Origin of the sequence: Clostridium drakei (assembly GCF_000633595.2) — a bacterium.
In the GTDB taxonomy this organism is placed as follows: Bacteria; Bacillota; Clostridia; order Clostridiales; family Clostridiaceae; genus Clostridium_AM; species Clostridium_AM drakei.
Genome location: NZ_JIBU02000110.1, coordinates 1 through 868, shown reverse-complemented (window position 1 = coordinate 868; position 868 = coordinate 1). Strand labels below are relative to the sequence as shown.

Here is an 868-nt window from a genome sequence, read left to right as displayed (position 1 = left end):
CGCATCTCAGCGACTTTTATATCTTACCATGTCTGCTTAACCTTGTCAAGAACTTTTTTTAAATTCTTTTTTGTTAAGCTTGCTGCATCACACAGCTTTAACATAATACCATGTTACCCAAGATTTTGTCAATACCTTTCAAATATCTTTTTCATAAAAAAACAAAATATTTTTTAGAAAATTAAACTTCAATCTATTCATCTAAACTTAATTTTCTTAGGTATTACTATTATCTCAAGCGACATGCATTATTGTATCACAAATTTACTGTTAATTATACTCTAAATTACTCGTTAATTGTAATTACGTTATATTTTATATGTTTTTTTAAGTTTTACTCAATTTTAATTATGTTGACACACCTGGAACTGTAGTTTTACCTTTATCTTTTTTCACCCATTGCACATACAAAACTTTAATATAATATAACAAGCACATTACAAAACAAAAGCTTCACAATATTTTTATATTAATTTAAACTTTTACATATACAAAAGTTGAGTAATTTACAAATTAAGTGATTGCTAGACTTAGTTAGAGTTTACTTGTAATGAATATTTCTTATATTTTCACCTTGTTCAATGAAAGTTGATACTTATATATTTATATCAAAAAACATAAAAAAAGAAGCAACATTTATTGCTTCTTTTATGGTGGAGATAAAGAGACTCGAACTCTTGACCCTCTGCGTGCAAGGCAGATGCTCTCCCAACTGAGCTATACCCCCATATGGTGGACCTTCAGGGACTCGAACCCCGGACCTACCGGTTATGAGCCGGTTGCTCTAACCAACTGAGCTAAAGATCCTTAACCTGGCAACGACCTACTCTTCCACAGAGCCTCCCCTGCAGTACCATCGGCACTATAA

2 tRNA genes are annotated in these 868 nt (G+C 31.6%); both read right to left on the bottom strand.

The annotated features are described in order from the left end of the window. Positions 1-651: 651 nt before the first annotated feature. Positions 652-727: transfer RNA gene (locus EG57_RS0225005), tRNA-Ala, on the bottom strand. Positions 728-730: 3 nt separating this feature from the next. Beyond that, positions 731-807 (bottom strand) — tRNA-Ile (locus tag EG57_RS0225000). Positions 808-868 lie beyond the last annotated feature (61 nt).